Origin of the sequence: Desulfofundulus thermosubterraneus DSM 16057, assembly GCF_900142025.1 — a bacterium.
In the GTDB taxonomy this organism is placed as follows: Bacteria; Bacillota; Desulfotomaculia; order Desulfotomaculales; family Desulfovirgulaceae; genus Desulfofundulus; species Desulfofundulus thermosubterraneus.
Genome location: NZ_FQZM01000030.1, coordinates 1 through 18,354 on the forward strand (window position 1 = coordinate 1; position 18,354 = coordinate 18,354).

Annotated in this window: 15 protein-coding genes and 1 pseudogene; all 16 read right to left on the bottom strand. The window is 46.5% G+C overall.

From position 1 onward, the window contains the following. Positions 1 to 339: electron transfer flavoprotein subunit beta/FixA family protein (locus BUA65_RS11615; protein WP_439328942.1), on the bottom strand; the 339-nt coding region annotated here is incomplete at its 3' end. A gap of 76 nt (positions 340 to 415) precedes the next feature. Continuing rightward, entirely contained in the window at positions 416 to 1,696 is a 1,281-nt protein-coding gene (locus BUA65_RS11620; protein WP_072869846.1) for an acetyl-CoA hydrolase/transferase family protein, read from the bottom strand. 65 nt (positions 1,697 to 1,761) lie between these two features. After that, positions 1,762 to 2,517, bottom strand: a complete 756-nt coding sequence (locus BUA65_RS11625) for an enoyl-CoA hydratase/isomerase family protein (protein ID WP_165613245.1) — start codon at positions 2,515 to 2,517, stop codon at positions 1,762 to 1,764. Between the two features lie 359 nt (positions 2,518 to 2,876). Next, a pseudogene (locus BUA65_RS11630) lies at positions 2,877 to 3,044 on the bottom strand (electron transfer flavoprotein subunit beta); the annotation flags it as partial. Further along, positions 3,045 to 3,806, bottom strand: a complete 762-nt coding sequence (locus BUA65_RS11635) for an alpha/beta fold hydrolase (RefSeq protein ID WP_072869849.1) — start codon at positions 3,804 to 3,806, stop codon at positions 3,045 to 3,047. Between the two features lie 27 nt (positions 3,807 to 3,833). Next, positions 3,834 to 4,256: a Zn-ribbon domain-containing OB-fold protein gene (locus BUA65_RS11640; protein ID WP_072869850.1), complete on the bottom strand. Its 423-nt coding sequence runs from the start codon at positions 4,254 to 4,256 to the stop codon at positions 3,834 to 3,836. Between the two features lie 15 nt (positions 4,257 to 4,271). Continuing rightward, a complete protein-coding gene (locus BUA65_RS11645) occupies positions 4,272 to 5,288 on the bottom strand; it encodes a hydroxymethylglutaryl-CoA synthase (protein ID WP_072869852.1) in 1,017 nt (338 codons plus the stop codon). A 4-nt stretch (positions 5,289 to 5,292) separates the two neighbouring features. After that, the gene (locus BUA65_RS11650; RefSeq protein WP_072869854.1) at positions 5,293 to 6,468 is read right to left on the bottom strand and encodes a thiolase domain-containing protein; all 1,176 of its coding nucleotides are present in this window, start codon (positions 6,466 to 6,468) and stop codon (positions 5,293 to 5,295) included. Positions 6,469 to 6,505: 37 nt separating this feature from the next. After that, positions 6,506 to 7,282 carry an enoyl-CoA hydratase/isomerase family protein gene (locus tag BUA65_RS11655; RefSeq protein WP_072869855.1) on the bottom strand — a complete coding sequence of 259 codons (777 nt, stop codon included), beginning with the start codon at positions 7,280 to 7,282 and terminating at the stop codon, positions 6,506 to 6,508. 12 nt (positions 7,283 to 7,294) lie between these two features. After that, the gene (locus BUA65_RS11660; protein WP_207543895.1) at positions 7,295 to 8,152 is read right to left on the bottom strand and encodes a 3-hydroxyacyl-CoA dehydrogenase; all 858 of its coding nucleotides are present in this window, start codon (positions 8,150 to 8,152) and stop codon (positions 7,295 to 7,297) included. 55 nt (positions 8,153 to 8,207) lie between these two features. Then, a complete protein-coding gene (locus BUA65_RS11665) occupies positions 8,208 to 9,365 on the bottom strand; it encodes an acyl-CoA dehydrogenase family protein (RefSeq protein ID WP_072869857.1) in 1,158 nt (385 codons plus the stop codon). A 38-nt stretch (positions 9,366 to 9,403) separates the two neighbouring features. Further along, the gene (locus BUA65_RS11670) at positions 9,404 to 10,588 is read right to left on the bottom strand and encodes a CaiB/BaiF CoA transferase family protein (protein WP_072869859.1); all 1,185 of its coding nucleotides are present in this window, start codon (positions 10,586 to 10,588) and stop codon (positions 9,404 to 9,406) included. 697 nt (positions 10,589 to 11,285) lie between these two features. Further along, positions 11,286 to 13,436 carry a hydantoinase/oxoprolinase family protein gene (locus tag BUA65_RS11675; protein WP_072869861.1) on the bottom strand — a complete coding sequence of 717 codons (2,151 nt, stop codon included), beginning with the start codon at positions 13,434 to 13,436 and terminating at the stop codon, positions 11,286 to 11,288. Between the two features lie 3 nt (positions 13,437 to 13,439). Continuing rightward, positions 13,440 to 14,009 (bottom strand): acetone carboxylase subunit gamma, encoded by a 570-nt coding sequence (locus BUA65_RS11680; protein ID WP_072869863.1) that lies wholly within the window; start codon positions 14,007 to 14,009, stop codon positions 13,440 to 13,442. Positions 14,010 to 14,196: 187 nt separating this feature from the next. Then, positions 14,197 to 16,422 carry a hydantoinase B/oxoprolinase family protein gene (locus BUA65_RS11685; protein WP_072869865.1) on the bottom strand — a complete coding sequence of 742 codons (2,226 nt, stop codon included), beginning with the start codon at positions 16,420 to 16,422 and terminating at the stop codon, positions 14,197 to 14,199. A gap of 123 nt (positions 16,423 to 16,545) precedes the next feature. Next, positions 16,546 to 17,880 (bottom strand): MmgE/PrpD family protein, encoded by a 1,335-nt coding sequence (locus BUA65_RS11690; protein ID WP_072869866.1) that lies wholly within the window; start codon positions 17,878 to 17,880, stop codon positions 16,546 to 16,548. Positions 17,881 to 18,354: the final 474 nt, after the last annotated feature.

The following is an 18,354-nucleotide window of genomic DNA, read 5'->3' on the forward strand; positions in this document are numbered from 1 at the left end:
CAAAATGAGGTCGTATTCCATGCGGGATACGGCTTTGGCCAGGATGGTGGCCGTGGTGTATTCGTCTATTTCTTCCAATTCGGGGGTGATGAGCACAGCCCGGTCGGCGCCCATGGCCAGGGCCTGGCGCAGGACGTCCTGGGCCTTTGGCCCGCCCATGCTGACCACGGTTACTTCCCCTTTGGTTTTCTCCCTGATGCGCAGGGCTTCTTCCACGGCAAATTCATCGTAGGGGTTCATGATCAGGCTGACGCCTTCCGGGTTGATTTTGCCCTGCGCGTCGAGGGTGATTTTGGCTTCCGTGTCAAAGGTTTGCTTGGTGAATACTACTACCTTCATTTAAATAACACCTTCCCTTAGTAATCTTCCACCACGAAGAACCGGACAACGGAAGGAACAACAATCTTGCTTCATGTCAATTAGTCCAGTGAGTAAATTGCTGGCGCAAATAATTTCTAAAATTTGGATGTGCTATGTTTATGAGCAACTGTGCCCGCTGATTTATATCTTTGCCCCATAATTCAGCCACTCCATACTCAGTAACGATAAAATGCACATCGCTCCGCAAAGAACTAACAGTAGCACCCTCCGCAAGAAACGGAACTATCCTAGAAGTGTTTCCCCCCCGGGCGGTAGAGGGTAGAACGATAATAGACCTGCCTCCAGGGGCATTTAAGGCACCATTTACAAAATCGGCCTGACCTCCAATGCCACTGATATGCGACCTGCCAAGCGATTCTGCGTTTACTTGACCAGTCAGGTCCACCTCGACAGCTGAGTTTATAGCGATAAAATTTTTTATCTGGCTTAAGACACTAGAAGAATGAGTAACAGAATAAGGACGAAATTCGATTAAGGGATGTAAATGTACAAACTCATATAGTTTTTCAGTACCCAATACGCTTGCGGTGACTACCTTATTGGGATAAACACTTTTGAACCGACCATTAACGACACCTTTTTCTATAAGAGGAACAATACCATCACCCAGTATGCCAGAATGGATTCCCAGATCGTGCTTATCACTTAAACAATCCAACAGGGTATCCATGAGGGTTCCAATGCCCAATTGCAACGTAGAACCATCGGGCACCAATTCAGCAACAAAAGCCCCAATCTTTCGCGCTACACCACCACCTTGAGCATTTTTTGGGGTTAATGGAGGGTAAGTAGTTTCTATGAACCAATCGAATTCAGTTACATGTACCAGAGTATCACCATTTGTGCGGGGCATTTGTTCATTAACTTCTGCTATCACACACCGTGCGTTCCTCATAAAGGCCCTGGCAGCCCCAACAACAAGCCCAAAACTACAATACCCTGCATTATCAGGAGGTGAAACCTGAAGGAAAGCAAAATCCAAACATTTTTTCATGTCTAAAAATCTTTCAATTTGTGAGTAACGAAGAGGAAGATAACATACCTTGCCTGTTAAAACTGCTTTACGAAACGCAGGTCCTACATTATATGTATAAATCTTAATCCCTTCAGTTGTAACCAACTCACCCGGACCAATGGATAGTCCCTGAAAAACTTTAACATCCTGTAAATTGCCAGGATGATTAGCCATGGCTTTTATAATTGTGCGGGGCTCACCAGCCATTTCACCCAATCCGACCGCATTCCCAGGTTTTATCATCTTTACGACCTTTTCAGGGCTCAATGTCCGGTTCCGGTAATAAGTGCGCCACTCCATATAAAATCCCCCTCTTTAATTCACGGGGATTAATACTTAAGTACATCAAATATAAAAAGTCCGTTCTACTTGAAAACAGGTTTCCTTTTTTCCAAAAAAGCATTTCTTCCCTCGATAAAATGCTCTGTCCCGAAGCAGATATCCTGTGCCAGAGCTTCAAATTCCAAAACAGATTCCAGGTCAGAATTAAGGCTTAAGTTTAAAATCCTCTTTGTCAGCGCAATAGCATTTGTAGCTCCATTCGCCAACTCAAAGGCTAACTGACTTGCCATGGGAAGAAGTTTATCTGCTTCCACTACTTTATTAACAAGACCAATTTCTTTCGCTTCCTGTGCATCTATCATTCTACCCGTAAACATGAGTTCTTTTGCCCGGTTGAGCCCAATTAATCGTGGTAGGAAATAGAGACCTCCCGTATCGGGAATTAATCCAACTTTAACAAAGGATTGAGCAAACTTGGCATCTACCGAGGCGATAATAATATCGGAGGCAAGTGCGAGATTGCATCCCGCTCCGGCAGCAATACCATTTACAGCAGCAATTACAGGAATGGGCAAATGAATTAAATTAGTTAACCAGCGATGCAACTCCTTTAATCTTTTCCTGCCGTCCAGCGGTTTAAAAGGCTGCTGCATGCTTTTGATGTCTCCCCCTGCGCAGAAAGCACGCCCTTTGCCACTAATAATCATGGCCTTAATTTTAGGATCGCTACGCACAGCCTCAATAATATCGCTTAATTCGGCCCGCATCTCCAGGTCGAGGGCATTTAAAGATTCAGGTTTGTTGAGGAATACTCTACAAACGCTTTCTTCACGTTCCACTATTATCGTTCTGTACTCCACCGCTTGATCACTCCAGAGTTACCTTTATTTGCAGAATTTCCTTATGATGAGCAGAAATACATTTTATTGTTGCGGTAATCAAAATTTGGTTTTGGTATAATTTTTGGTTTTTAGCAGCACAAACCAGCACTGGATCGAACTCTGCTGGTCGTATAATTTCTTCCAGTTGGTACTGGTGCAGTCAGGACATTAGTCATAAAAAATCTCAGTTCCCTCTCAGATGCGGTCCGGTAACCCCAGGCATAGCCAAGGGCCCAAATATCTTCCTGGCGATTAATGTCATTCTTCATCCAGGTGGCCTCTCCCAGGCCAAAATGTCCGTGCTATCCAGAAGCATTGCCCATGGCCAGGGCCTGGCGCAGGACGTCCTGGGCTTTTGGCCCGCCCATGCTGACCACGGTTACTTCCCCTTTGGTTTTTTCCTTGATGCGCAGGGCTTCTTCCACGGCAAATTCATCGTAAAGGTTCATGATCAGGCTGACGCCTTCCGGGTTGATTACCGCCACTCAGTTTGCCCGTATCATATTTAAAAAGTCAATTATTGCTTTGTTTACTTCACCGGGTTTTTCCAGCATAGTCATATGCCCGGCACCGTAAATAATCTTTAGCCGGGAGTTTGCTATTTGATTGTTTAAGTAGTGGGCATACTTAACCGGCGTCATTTTGTCTTCATCCCCAACAATGATCAGGGTGGGAACTTTGATTTTCTGAATGTCACTCATCCGGTCAAAACTGTCACAGGCCAGATAATCCGCGAGATATAGCGCAGAGGGAAGCCCTTCCATTTCTCGCCTAAAGCTTTGCAACACGCTCTCTGGAACGGCAGAACCAAAGAGATTGTTTATATTGTGCAGCGGCAATTCACCCCCGGCCAGGGTATCCAGAACCTGCGGATTCACCCTCAGTCGTGCTCCCGTGCCTACCAGTATGAGCCCCTGCAATTTTTCCGCATGGCGCAGGGCAAACTCCAGGGCAATGGCGCCGCCCATGGAGTGCCCGGCCAGAACGAATTTCCTGCTGGGTAAGGTATCGACAAAACCAGCAACTAACTCGGCGTACTCGGTAATGGAGGCAAGAGGTCTCCCGCCGGATTGTCCGTGCCCGGGTAAATCCAGGGCTACCGCCCGGTATAAACCCTTGATGGCTTCCAGCTGAGCGGACCATCGCCGGCCGGAACCTCCCGCACCATGAACAAATATTATCAGCGGCTCTCGGCCCGTTGTCTCCTGGTAGTAAATTTTTAGGTCGTTATGCATAAGGTATGGCATTCAACATCTCTGCCTTTTCTTCATGAATTAATCTTTTTTGGGCCGGAATTTGTAACCATACCTGATCACATCTTCTTCCGTGTATATTCTTCTGATGACCAGTTCCACCGGCATGCCAATTTCTACTTGATCCTTTTCCACATCCACCAGCTGGGCCACAATGCGGGGCCCTTCATCCAGTTCCACCAGCACCACCGGGTAGAACCGGCGGTAGGCCGCCTCTTCACTGAATTCCGGTGGCGCCCCGGCACCGGCAATAATGGTATATGAATAAACCTTGCCCTTGCCGCTTAGCTGTGCTTCTTCAAATTGATCGAAATTACCGCAATACTTGCATCCTGCTTTGGGCGGGAAATTTATTTTGCCGCACTTCAGACACTTCAGGCCCACCAGGCGGTAGCGCTGCTTGACTGCCCGCTGGTACATGGGTATGGATATATGGGCTCCCACTGGTAAATCACCTCGCTAGATGTATCTTTTAACCTGCAGGTACTGGGCGTAGCCAAGGTAAGTTATATTTTCATCCAGCTGCTTTTTGACCGTGTTTCTTCCTTCCTTTAAAGGTGCACCGGTAACCGTTAAGCTAACGGCCATGCTTCCCGCACCGGATCCATATGCCGCCAGTAAAATTTTTTCCCCGGGTTTGGACTGGTCCAGGACAGCCGCCAAGCTCAACAGGGCAGAGGAAGCACCCGTGTCGCCGGTTTGCTCGTAAAGCAGGCCGGGAGCCAGTTGCTCCTCGTCAAACCCCAGTTTTTTGGCCACACTCTTCGCACTGCGGCCATCGATCTCTTGAATAACCAGATAATTGTAATCAGAAGGCTTCCTACCCAGCTTCTCCATCAGGCTTTGGAGCGCCCGGGTGACCAGCTGGTTGTAGGATGCGAACGTAAAAGCCCGTACACCTATATCTCTGAGGTTGTTGTCGCCTGCAGGGCGGAAGCGCTCCCCCAGCATTTCATTGACGAAAGAATTGAAGCCGTCTATCTCAGCAATGAGATTTTCCGTACCTAAAATATAGGCTACACCACCGGCACCAAGACCATGTTCAATGCTTTCCCGCGGGCAAGCCCGCGGCGCATCGGCGGCAATCACCAGGGCGTTCCGGCCGCTGCCGGCACTGAGAAAAGCCCAGGCCGTCAATAAAGCCTCACTGCCCGCCCTGATGGACTGGCCGTGTTCGGTAGCTATTACATCCTCCCTCAGGCCGAGCATAACCGCAGCGGCTCCCGATACCATCTTTTCCTGGTAGGGAGGATTAGTGGAAGCCCAGCATAGTATTTCAATCTCTTCGGGGTTTATGCCGCATTTCAGGGCTTCTTTGGCCGCCTCAACGCCCATGGTTAACGCGTCTTCGTCAAAATCCATGACGGTTTTTTCCTTAATGCCGGCGGCACAGTTACCCCAGGCTTGCTGGTATTCCTTTTTGGTTATTCTTAACCGGGGCAGGTATGCGCCATAACCGACTATCCCCACTGCCATCTTGCTACCCCTCCCGCCTGTAAATGAATACCGTCGCCGTCCCACCAGACCCGCCCACGTTGTGGGAAAGGCCAATTTCGGCGTTCTTTATCTGCCGCTCCGGGTTTTTAGCCTGCCCGCGCAACTGGTTAAATACTTCATAGGCCTGCCCGCAACCGGTAGCCCCAATAGGGTGGCCTTTACTCTTCAACCCGCCGCTCACATTAACGGGGATACGTCCGCCCAGGGAAGTAGCCTCTTCATCAAGAAGACGGCCGGCTTCTCCCTTCTCGCAGAATCCCAGGTCATAGTAGGCCACCACTTCCGCGATGGTGAAGCAGTCGTGCACTTCCGCAAAGTCAATGTCCTCCGGTTTTACCCCGGCCTGTTTGTATGCCTCCTGGGCGGCCATGCGGGCGGCCTTGAAACTGGTGATGCAATCCCTGTCCTGCACGGCCAGGTAGTCGGTACCGGCACCATAGCCAATAATATAAACGGGATGATCGGTGAATTCCCTTGCCCGCTCCTCGCTGCACAGCAGGACCACCGCAGCCCCGTCAGTGGTGGGACAACAATCCCAGATATTCAGGGGATAGGCCACCGGTGCCCCTGCCACGGCCATTTCCAGGGTAATTTCCCGCCGGAACTGCGCCTTGGGGTTCATGGCCCCGTGTCTGTGGTTTTTCACGGCCACCTTGGCCAGCTGCTCCCGGGTTAAGCCAAACTCATGCATGTACCTGCTGGCCACCAGGGCATAGATGCCGGCAAAGGTCAACCCGGCCAGCCTTTCAAATTCGGTGTCTCCGGAAATACCCAACCAGTATTTCGTCTTGGTGGAGGAAACATCCCGCATCTTTTCTATCCCTCCGGCCAGTGCGATATCACACTTGCCGGAAGCCACCGCGCAAATGGCGCTGTACAGGGCAAAACCACCGGACGCACAGGCATTTTCCACCCTGATGGCCGGAACGTGAGGCAACCCCACATGCCCCATCAAAAGAGCGGCAAGTTGTCCCAGTTGAAACCCGCTCCCTGCGCTCAGGGACCCGATATAGGCCAGTTGAATTTCTCTGGGATCTATTCCCTTGTCCACACTATGTAGCATGTCTTTAAAGGCCCAGGCAAAAAGTTCCTTCACCCCCAGGGTGGGGAATTCGCCGTAAGGCGTCTGCCCGGCGCCGACAATGGCCACTCTTCTCATCGCTCATTCCCCCGCTTTAAGGAATTGCCACCTGTTTTTACCTTCCTTTATAAACCGGGCGTCTCTTTTCCAAAAAAGCAGTCAACCCTTCCAAACGATCCTCTGTTCCAAACAGTATTGTTTGAGCCAGCCTTTCCATGATTAAGCCGGATTCAAGGCTGACATTGCTGCCCCAGTTGATCACTGCCTTGGCAAAACGAACGGCGAGAGGTCCTTTCGCCATTATCTTCTGGGCCATTTCCTTGGCTGCCCGCACTGCCTCACCGGCGGGCACTACTTTGTTAACCAGCCCAATCCGGTAGGCTTCGGCGGCATCAATGATTTCACCGGTTAGAATCAATTCCTTGGCATTACCAATACCTACCAGCCGGGCCAAGCGCTGGGTGCCGCCTGCTCCGGGCAAAATGCCCAGGTTCAGTTCCGGCTGGCCGAGCCTGGCGTTTTCAGCGGCCACGCGCAGGTCACAGGCCAGGGCCAGTTCACAGCCGCCTCCCAAGGCGTAGCCATTAATGGCTGCAATGGTAACCTTCTCCATGTTGGCCAGGCGGTTTAAAGTGGCCTGGTTCTCGTTTACAAAGGTTTCCAGCATGGTTCTTTCTTTCAGGGAAGCCACATCTGCACCGGCCACAAAGGCTTTATCCCCCGCCCCGGTGAAAATCAGTACCTGTATTTCCTCATCTTTTTCCACCTGGTCAATCAACGAGTTGATCTCCTGCCAGGTTTCCCGGTTTAAGGCATTGCGAACCTCCGGGCGGTTGACCGTGGCCACGGCAATGCCTTCTTCCTTTTCCAGGATAAGGTTTTTGAAACCCATTATGTCCTCCACCTACTTCCCGGTATAATCATAAACGCCTTTACCTACCTTGCGTCCCAGTCTGCCCGCCTGAACGTACTTAACCAGCAGCGGGGCGGGGCGGTACTTCTCGCCCAGAGTTTTATGCAGGTATTCCAGTATTTTTAACCTGGTATCCAGCCCTACCAGATCGACCATCTCAAAGGGGCCCATGGGATGGTTCAGACCAAGCTTGAGGGCTTTGTCAATGTCCTCCGGTGTACCCAGACCTTCTTGAAGCATTAAAAAGGCCTCGTTCCCAATGAGCGCATTGATCCGGGTGGTCACAAAGCCCGGAAACTCGTTGATTTTCACGGTCTCCTTGCCCATTTGTTTACAGGCTTCTGCGGAGATTGCGTAGGTCTCCTCCGATGTTTCCAGCCCGCAAATAATTTCGACCAGTTTCATTATGTGTACGGGATTGAAGAAATGCAGGCCAATCACTTTTTCCGGTCTTTTTGTGGCAGCGGCAATCTCGGTAATGCTCATGGAGGAAGTATTGGTCGCAAGGATGGTATGAGTGGGGCAGTATTCATCAAGCTTGGCGAAAACGTCCTGCTTCAATTTCATATCTTCCGGGACGGCCTCAATAACCAGATCCACATCCTGAGCCGCTTCTTTCAAATCGGTAAAACAGCTGATGCGGGCCAGGGCGGCCTCTTTATCTTCCGGCTTGACCTTGCCCCGTTCCACCCCTTTTTGCATGTTGTCCTCAATGATCTTCAATGACTTTTCCAGATACTCGCTGCTTACATCCTGCATGTTAACCTGAAAGCCGCCCAGAGCACAGACATGGGCTATTCCCCTTCCCATGGTACCGGCACCGATCACGGCAACCTTTCGAACTATCATTATTGTTCTCCTCCCCGGAAATAATCTCTCTAAACATGCTGATTGTCTGGCCGGTCTAGGCCAGTGCATATTCCTTCAACAGCTGGCTTGCGATAATGTTCTTTTGGATCTCCGAGGTACCCTCGTAGATTCTGGTAATTCTGGCGTCACGGTAGTACCGCTCGATGGGGAAATCCTTCATGTATCCCATCCCGCCAAAAATCTGCACGGCCTTGTCGGCCACCCGGCAGTAGGCCTCGGAAGCAAAATATTTTACAGCCGCGGCTTCCTTGATCACTTTCATGCCCTGGTCAACCATCCAGGCAACTCGATATGTGAACCACCTGGTAGTTTCAATATCGACAGCCATATCTGCCAGCATATGTTGCACCGCCTGGAAGGATGCGATGGGCTTGCCAAACTGTACCCTTTGCTGGGCATATTGAACACACAGTTCCAGCAGTTTTTGCATGGAGCCCAGGTTGCGCGCGGCCAAACCGGCCCGTCCGTTGGCCAATATTTTTAAGGCATTGACATACCCCTGGCCTTCCTGGCCCAGCACATTTTCCACAGGCACCTCGCAGTCCTCCAAAATGACCTCCGCGGTATGGGATCCCCGCAGGCCCATCTTGCGTTCGATGGTGCCGATCCGGAAGCCCGGGAAGTCTTTCTCTACAATAAAAGAGGTGATTCCTTTGGGTCCCTTGGACTTGTCGGTAACAGCCATTACGGTAAAAATGTCCGCCTCGGGAGCGTTGGTAATAAAGTGCTTAGTGCCGTTGAGGATGTATTTATCTCCCTTGCGAACCGCCGTTGTCTTGATGTTTGCCGCATCCGAGCCGGCATCTGGTTCGGTGAGGGCGAAGGCACCCAGGCGATCACCGGAGGCGAGATCCGGAAGATACTTTTTCTTTTGCTCTTCAGTGCCCAACTCCACTATACCCACCGTACCTATTCCTGTGTGAGCACCGATAAGAGTGGTAAAACCGTTGCAGGTGCGTCCCAGTTGTTCATAAATGAGGCACTTTCCCAGCATGCCGATGCTACCCACGCCGCCGTATTCTTCGGGTATGCTGAGACCAAACAGGCCCATTTCTTTTGCCTTTTCGATGATCTCTTCCGGAATGCGATCCTCTTCGTCAATACGCTGGCTGACGGGATCTACTTCATTGTCCACAAAATCCCTTACCGTTTCCACCATCAGTCTTAATTCGTCGTTAATATTAAAATCCATCATTACTCCTCCCACGGCTTTTTATTTGGACCGGCAACTTAAATTACTCCCTTTTCTTTCAGCTCGTTTATGTCTTCCTCACTGTATCCCAGGCCGGAAAGCACTTCCACGGTATGCTGTCCGAGCAACGGCGGGGCCATGCGCACTGAACCCGGTGTTTCCGACATTATAATGGGAATCCCCAGCACTTTCATCATACCGATGGTTGGATGTGGCACTTCCTGAATCATACCCAGGTGAACCACTTGCGGGTGGGATAATACCTCGGCAATGTTGTAAATCGGACCGGAAGGAACACCTGCTTCCTTTAATTTGGCCAGGATTTCCGCGGAAGTTTTGGTCCTGGTGTAATCAGTCATCAGGGCAACCAGTTCTTCCCGGTTCTTTACCCTGTCTGCATTAATCGCGAATTTCGGGTGTTCTTTTAAGTGGTCGAGACCCAGTGCATCGCACATTTTCTTCCATAACCAGTCGTTGGGTACGGCAATGATTATGTACCCGTCCTGCGTTTCAAATACCTGATAAGGTGCCACGTTGGGGTGGGCCGAACCCAAACGACCGGGAATCTTGCCGGTGGCCAGCACCCCCTGGGCCAGGTAGGTTTGCAGCGACACTATGGCCTGCAGCAGGGAAGCTTCTACATACTGGCCCCGGCCCGTTTTTTCCCTGGCCAGCAACGCCAGCAGTACACCCAGGGCTGCATAGAGCCCGGTGGTCAAATCAACCACTGAAAAGCCGACTTTCACGGGAGGCCGGCCCGGTTCACCGGTCACACTCATAAGCCCTCCAAAGGCCTGCATCAACAAATCGTAAGCCGGCTCATCCTTCATAGGTCCGGTACGGCCAAAACCGCTTACGGCGCAATAGACCAGGCGCGGGTTGATTTCTTTCAGAACGTCGTAACCCAACCCGAATTTCTCCATAGTCCCGGTACGGAAGTTTTCAATTAAAACGTCCACCTGGCTAACCAGTTGTTTAACAATTTGCCTGCCTTCTTCGGTCTTCAGATTTAACGTGATCCCTTTCTTATTACGGTTCAGGCTAAGATAATAGCAACTTTCTCCACCCCATTCGGGCGGTTTATAGCCCCTGGTCTCATCACCGACACCGGGTTGCTCCACCTTAATCACCTGGGCACCCATGTCAGCCAGCAACATGCTGCAGAAAGGACCGGCCAACGTTCTCGACAGTTCTAAAACCCGGATACCTTCCAGCGGACCCATAAGACCCCCTCCCTTACGCCCATACGCATTTTTGATTGCTGTTGTCTCCAGCCATGGCCTATCAATGAACAGCTACACATTGTTATGTTCCGCATGGGGAATGCGTTTTCTTTTGTGGAACAATTATACTAACAGTCATTATTTTGTGTCAAGAGAAAAGCATACTTGCTAATCATTAACTTTTGATTGACGCCAGAACATATGTCGTGAAAATGAAGTTTAACAATACCTATTGTCGCCTGCTCAGAATAGAACCACATTTTTTGCCCGTGCTACAGGCTCAATGATGATTTTGGAAGGATGTCAGTTACACTTCATGGTCAAGTGGAAGGCCGCCCGGGGTTTTGGGCCAGTGTCTGGAATAAACGGGCCACCCCAGGAGTGTAAACAAGGGAAATGTCCTCGTTACATTATTGGTAAGGAGCTAATCTTAGATGACTAGAAGCAAGTACTCGCCAGAACTGAAAATGCAGGTAAAAGAAGTCTTTGCAACGGGCAACGCCTCTATTGTAGCCTGCAGGCATGAAATTTGACCCACCCTCGTCGGTCGCTGGGTAAGAAACTATAAAAAGTATGGGACATTTCATCCGGTAAAAGTACAAAAAGACATAAAGGATGCGGTGCTGTCGGCGTAAAGCACCGCATTAAGCAAGGACAGCACCGCTTTTAACCAATTAAATATTTACAACAAGCAAGACTAATTAAAGTGAATTATACGATACTTATCAAAGTTAACCACATCATCTGCCCCGATAACCAGAGTACTGATATCGTCAAATAGAATTGCCGGCCCTGTTATTTCATTTCCAGCTTTTATTTCTTCAATACGGAATAACTTAAAGTCTGTCCATTTACCCCTGTAGTATACCCTCCTTGTACCCGCATATGCACTGTCTGGTGGTGTTTTACTAGCTAGTTCGCATTCAGGAAGGACAGGCTTAACTTTTGGAGCTACTGCCTCAATAAATACTTGAGTAAGAGCATACCCTGCTTCTGGGAACTTAGCAGCACTTGGATATTTTATTTCGTACATTTTTTCAAAAGCCCTAATTATTCTATCAAGATCATCTGCTCTGACCACTTCAAAATCAAGTTTTGTTTCAAAGCTCTCTAATTGCCCAATATAGCGCATGAACACACCTCTTAAAATTTTTACATCCTCCTTGCGAACGCCTTCTAACATAAACTCCTCAAATGCTTTTTCCTCCAAAGACTTCCACTCAGTTATAAGCTCATGGACAAGCTGAGACTTTTCATTAACACTAATTCCATGTCTAATAATACCAACAATACCTTTATTGTATCTATGAACAATATCTGAACATCCGACACCATATGCAGAGAAAACAGATGCGAATGGTGTTGTAATAATCTCCTTAAATGCTTTTCCTTTAGCAATTCCGTGCACGCATGTTTCTCCACCACCCCCACACGCGAGGAAGACAAATTGCTTTAAATTAAAACCTTTTGCCTCAATTTGTGTTCTAGCGAATTCACGCAGGTTGGTAAAGAAAAGCTCAAGAATACCTTCACCTGCTTGATATAGATCCGGTATACCGATAAATTTACCAACTCTTTCTAATTCTTTACAAGCTTTATCCCTGTCAAGTATTATTTTCCCACCAAGAAAACTATCTTCGGCAATATAGCCAAGCGCTACGTGTATATCGGTAATAGTGAGTCTATCATGATCAAGGCAAACACCTACGCGCCAACCTGCACTTTCAGGTCCTATTTCTAAGTTGCCCAAGTCATTAACTTTTACTTCAGTTCCCATACCCAAGGGTGCTGAGTTCAGCTCAACCATTGGTAGCACTAGTCTGTGTTTTGCGAAATCTGAGTCAGGCCTTAATTCGATCCTTTTGTCTACAACTAATCCAACATCAAAACTTGTTCCGCCTACATCTCCAACAGCGAGATGACTTATATCCAAAAGTGTTGCAATTTCTTTACTGGCTGTAAGCCCTCCAATTGGACCTGAAACGATTGTTTCATATAGTCTCGGGTACTTTATGCTGACCGCTCCACCAAACGACAATAGAGTTAGAAGCTGTTTGTCATATCCATCTTTTCTGGCAGCATTTTCAACATATTCTAGCTGCTTGCGAGCTTTTTCTGCGGCAAAGCATTGCACAAGAAGACTTTTAAGCCTGAAACAGTCCTTTCCTACGGGGGCGATTTCATGTGACGCTACAACTTTAATATCTTTTCCGTGCTTTTCAATAACTTTTTTAACTATTTCTGCAGCACGAATTTCATGATCAGGGAAAACATGGGAATTTAAAAACATGATACCAATTACTTCTACATCATTCTTTATCAATTCTTCTGCGGCATCTTCAACTTCCTTTTCATTAAGTGGAACTAGAACTGTCCCTGCTGGCAGGTGAACATCTCCAAAATAAGATCCCCCAGTAACCCTTTCAGTAACACCAATAATATTTTCTTTCTTAACAAGAGGTGCAGTATGTCTCCTTAATTGTTGATGCAAAATTTCCTTTTGTGATTGTCCGATGTATGTTAATCCGTTTTCAATAATTGACATGTGCTCCATGCCTCTGGTAGTAATTAGTCCTACTTTTAATCCATCCATAGTAATAAGGGTATTGGTCATGGCAGTACCTGCATAAATCGCTACATCGCAATTTTTATGGATTTCCTCAGTGCTTACACCGATCTTATCAGCAACTGCTTTTACAGCTCCCATGTAACTTTCAGATTCATCTATGCGGTATGTCCGATACTTGCCTATATGAAAAGTACCATCGCTTCTAATAATCACCGCATCTGTCATTGTGCCGCCAGCGTCAATAGCTATAATATACGAGTCTTTTACTTGTCCTTGCATAATTTAAACCTCCTTAGACCATTTTTCAATCAATGTTAATGACTTATCTTCGAACCTATACTTACCATGATCCGGCAATGGTGAATGAAGCCATTCCTTGTAAAATGAGTCTAGGTCAGGCAAAAACTCAAAGAGGATAGGGTAACCCGGTGGAACAACCTCAACGGCAAGTTGCGTGCCGCAACCAGGACAGAAGAACTCCCTAATTTCTTGCCATTCCGGTTCAGGGCATGCCGGTACTGGGTGGTATACTTCACTCATCTCTTCAATTGTCTTTCTCACATTAATAAGGCAATTGAGTTTCCAGTTGACTCTATAATCACCAAATTCATAACCGCATGTGCATTTACTAATTCGCTCTCCTGTGTCTTTTTTCTGAACAATATATACATGTTCTGATAAACGCATTAAAATCTTATCATCCCAGGGGACCCTTTCTTGTAAAACCTCCAAATACTTAAGGAAGCGATCGTGATCTTTATATGAGTTCTGTAGCATTAAAACTTCTTGGTCACTTAAAACACCATCCATTAATTTTTTAATCATTTCCTTTGAAACTTCTATCTTTTCCATATTTTACCCCTCCTAAATAATAAATATTGTAATGTAAAGCGGTAAATATTCTCAACAATTCCCGTACATATTTTACCCCTCCTAGGAACAAATCTTATAATGAAAGTGGTAATTATTCTATTTAGCAATTCCCGGAAGTTCATACTAAGAGTACCTCCGGGAATTGCTGCACCTTCTTTATATAAAGCTATAGTTCAAAATCTTTATCTAATTGCCAAAAACCCACATAATATTGCCTAAACTTTTCACCATCTTTAGTTGAGAATGAACTCTTATAGGTATACCTAACAGGCTCAATAAAATCTTTATTTATTACCCTTTTGCGTTCTTTCATCCACCAATCCTTGACGCTTTGGCAAGATAATCTTGCTTTTTTCCTTTCCTCTCTCGTTTTTTCTGTAGACTCAACATCAAGTTCGTAACGTACCTTACCGTCAATAGATGATTTTTTGGCGACAACACCATAGCAAGTATATGCAATTTTTTCACTGATCCATTCATTATTTAAGTCATTTATTACCATATATGGATCTCTTTCCAATGGGTCGCCCCATCCTCCTGCAGCTCCAGAAGCATCTGAAAAGACATCCCCATCTTCCATCCTTAACTGAGGGGGATCAGCTTTGAAAATCTGCAAATCTTTAGCTTCAATTTTCCCTTCATTAACATATTCCAAAATCTCATCTGCACTTCTGGGGTAGGGCAACCCTTCCTTAATCTTCTCATTAAGATTAGAATTCCGAAGAGCCACATACCACGAGTTAGGCGCGGGGTAACCACCACATTGACCAATCGCAACAAAAGGTGTTTGTGCCATTCCGGCACCGCCTCTACTTATATAAAGGTCCCTACCCGGTTGTACAATCCAGTGTACAGATGAAAGCCCTAAACCACCCCGATATTTTCCGTGTCCGCAAAAATCTTTAACCAACCTTCTACCTAAGTAGAAGAAAGGTGGAATTAGGTACTCCCATTCTTCTTGATTGCCAATATTACAGAGCTGTGTCCACATTGCCCAAGCAACCGGTATCCCATCCCTGAAAGGATAAGCGCCTTGCGCCACACCACCAACCTGCTCAAAATTTGTAAAACCGTACTGCTGGCCATTGGCTAAAGTGCCTGCACCTTGAATGCCGGCCCAATCCCCTTCACAAGATATACATTCCTCTAGAAATCCTCTTGCATAAAATGCACGCGTAAGCGCATTCCAATGCAGTGCACCCATAGACATAGACTGCGCCCAAATATTAGAGAAAGCAGCATAAGGTGTGTCCGGGTTATATGTGCAACCTTCGGGGTAGTAAGAACGAATGTCATAAAATAGACCTGAAGTCATCTTTGTATTATTCAAGAAATTACCCGTTACGGGAAGATAAAAAGCAATGTCAGCTCCTCCGGGATATCCATTAAAGGCACAATAATCCCATTTTGAGGTACCTGTTAAATCTCCTAAAATTTTTGGTTCTGGCGAAATACGCACTGTCATTCTAGTATGCAACATAAAATCTTTATCTGCATGAGGCCACACTTGGCTCAAACCCTTATACTTTACAACTCTAAAGCTTGTACCCTCGTACACACCCGGTACGCAGAGTGTTTTAATATTTTCTACTATAGCACGTCGTGTCTCCTCAATAACCTCGCGAATGGCTCTCTTATAATAATCTAACCCATATTTTTTAATTATCTCTTTAACGCCCTGCTCAATATACATGCATCCTGTTAACCTCATCTTATCATCCAAGATGTTAAAAACAGGGGCTCTTGTCCTTGCCTTCCAAAGCTCCTCCCACCAACGCGCTGGAGTATAGTTTTCCCCAACTTTCATAGGTGGGAATACAAGCCCGTCCATAGTAGTATCAACAGCGAAACCTGGCCAGCTACCAGCAACTGGCGCTCCAGCCTCCATAATGTGATTTACAGCTGCTGCCCAGCCAACCATCTCTCCGTCAAAAAAGATCGGCAGATAAGTATACGTGTCGCCAGGGTGAGGGGCACCGGCTGTATTTCCATCATCTGTAGAAAATATATCCCCTTCATTTATACCAGGATTTTCTTCGTACCCATTTTCAATCATGAATCGAATAGCCTTCCTATACGCTACCATATGAGTAGAAAATCCAAGGCTATTAGCTAAAGTATCTCCGTCGGGGGTACATAAAGACCATAACGACTCGCCCATTTCGCGCCCACCAGGAGAGGCGGTTATCAGCCGTGAATGCTCCCTCGCCCTCAAAACTACGCTGTGAAGCTCAGCATAAAACTGTTCGAACTTTAAAGGATCTTCTTCTTTTAATTTTAACTCTTGAATACCGTAGTAAGTACCTGTTTTTTGTGTAAGCTCATCCCTAGCTGCTAAAAGATCTTTTAAAGATTTCGCATTTTTTAAGACATCATCAAGATCCTTAAACACTTTAACTTCCCTCCAATTTACAGTAATGTACGTATTAAACCATGACTGGCATAATTATACCTATTATTTTACTTCGTAAATTAAACTTACTAAGTACCATACTTAAACTATGCAATCAAACATTTACCTAATATTTGTAACCATGCTCATAAGTTTTCTAACATCAGTTTCCTTTTCTAAGTTAAGAATAAATTCGGCTGTTTCCTTAATACGTTGCCCACCTAAATAATTATGTGTATATTTCTCATATAGTTCTATAAATTTTTCGCGGCTCAAAGGACAATCCGGACCTCCTAGCGGCTGTTCGGCACTATCTACAACCTGCTGGCCTCCTTTTAGCGTTACTACCACACGTGCAGTACCTGAGTTGAACTCCGCGGGCCAATTACGATGAACATTAACTTTAATTTTTTCGCGGACTTTTTTGTACAAAGGATCGTTAATTTTTTGTTCCGTAAAAGTACCGTAATTTACATCACCATCGATAAGAACACCAGCTAAAATATGTTGAAAACTAAACCGGCTGTCCTCGACATCTACCGGCGACGGACGGTCACACGTTGCGTCTATAGGCCCCACATCAAGCTCTATACTTTCGACGTTTTCGTGATTTAACCCATGTTCTTTCTTCATTACCATCAGCATATCAATTTGTCTGTGTGTCAGAAAGCAACAAGGATACTTCTTTACCCAAATATTATGAACATGCCATCTCGGCTTACCCAGGTCTTTAACAATGTCAGCCATGGGCAGATCGATTCGACCGTGAAGAGACGTCAGCCATCCCTCTATATTAGCAGTGCCTGTCATACCTTTCTGAGCCAAAACAGCAGCCAGGTAGCCGTCCCTACAGGCTATAGCAGACTCTAGGTAGTGCGCATCTGTGCCGAAGTTAGCGATAAACCCGCTCGCCCTTCCGATAGCGATACCTATAGCAGACCTTATGGCCTTAGCATCAAGATCAAGCGCTTTTGCCGCTACCACTGCAGCACCAATTACTCCATAGAATGGTAGATCCGTTATGCCCTTAGATGTCAGAGTAAACATTCCCACTCTGTTCATTACTTCCAAAGCGATAGCAGAGGCTTCAACTACTTTTCTTCCTGAAAGATTTAGCTTCTCGGCAAGCGGGAAAATAACAGGGAAAACAGTTATGTCGCTAGTTGCAGAGGGAAACTGGTCATCCTCCAACTCAGCTGCATGGGCAAAATGACCATTTGCAAGAACGGCATATTCCACTGATGTGCGAAAGCCACAGCCGATTACTCCTGCCTCCACTGCTCCTTGAACTTCCCTCGTATACGCGGCCATTCTCCTTCCTGAATCTGTTGCAGATCCCGCTACCATTCCTGCCATTGTCTTTAGGGCTAATTGTTTTGTAAACTCGATTGTATTACTTGGAATGTCCTCCAGTGTAGTCTTCTGAACGAAAGCACTAATAGTATCGGCTATGCTCACCTTTTTACCCCCCCAATAAAATTAGTTTTGTTTTTCCGCATTTCATTTACTACTTAACTGTTTCCTCTGCACCCCCTTTACATATTTAATTAATTAAAGTAAACAACACGACGGGTAATCCTCCTCACAGAAGCCACAAAAGTAAAAATATGGCAATCCTTGTGCGTTCCACATATGGTACAGTGTCCCCATCACGAAACCATATTACAACAACTAACCGAGCATGTCAAGATAATTTAAAAATATTTTGTTAATAAGAATTCATTTACAATTCTATTTTTTGTTTAAGTAATAAATAAAATAAAAAAGAGCATACCCCGAAATCTCCATTTGATCCAAATAATATGAAGAGGAGGTACGCTCAAAATGAAATTTTATTCATTTATTTCCGTGAAGGAATTCGCTTAAAAGGCGTGCCTATACCACAAACACAGGAAATTAAACATCCCCAACCTTTCCTGCCAAAAGGATGTG

Bases quoted from the DNA above. Each gene is read 5' to 3' on its own strand.
- BUA65_RS11675 (WP_072869861.1), bottom strand. From the start codon at position 13,436: ATGCAAGGACAAGTAAAAGACTCGTATATTATAGCTATTGACGCTGGC.
- BUA65_RS11645 (WP_072869852.1), bottom strand. From the start codon at position 5,288: ATGGCAGTGGGGATAGTCGGTTATGGCGCATACCTGCCCCGGTTAAGA.
- BUA65_RS11635 (WP_072869849.1), bottom strand. From the start codon at position 3,806: ATGCCATACCTTATGCATAACGACCTAAAAATTTACTACCAGGAGACA.
- BUA65_RS11620 (WP_072869846.1), bottom strand. From the start codon at position 1,696: ATGGAGTGGCGCACTTATTACCGGAACCGGACATTGAGCCCTGAAAAG.
- BUA65_RS11655 (WP_072869855.1), bottom strand. From the start codon at position 7,282: ATGGGTTTCAAAAACCTTATCCTGGAAAAGGAAGAAGGCATTGCCGTG.
- BUA65_RS11680 (WP_072869863.1), bottom strand. From the start codon at position 14,009: ATGGAAAAGATAGAAGTTTCAAAGGAAATGATTAAAAAATTAATGGAT.
- BUA65_RS11670 (WP_072869859.1), bottom strand. From the start codon at position 10,588: ATGGGTCCGCTGGAAGGTATCCGGGTTTTAGAACTGTCGAGAACGTTG.
- BUA65_RS11650 (WP_072869854.1), bottom strand. From the start codon at position 6,468: ATGAGAAGAGTGGCCATTGTCGGCGCCGGGCAGACGCCTTACGGCGAA.
- BUA65_RS11665 (WP_072869857.1), bottom strand. From the start codon at position 9,365: ATGGATTTTAATATTAACGACGAATTAAGACTGATGGTGGAAACGGTA.
- BUA65_RS11660 (WP_207543895.1), bottom strand. From the start codon at position 8,152: ATGATAGTTCGAAAGGTTGCCGTGATCGGTGCCGGTACCATGGGAAGG.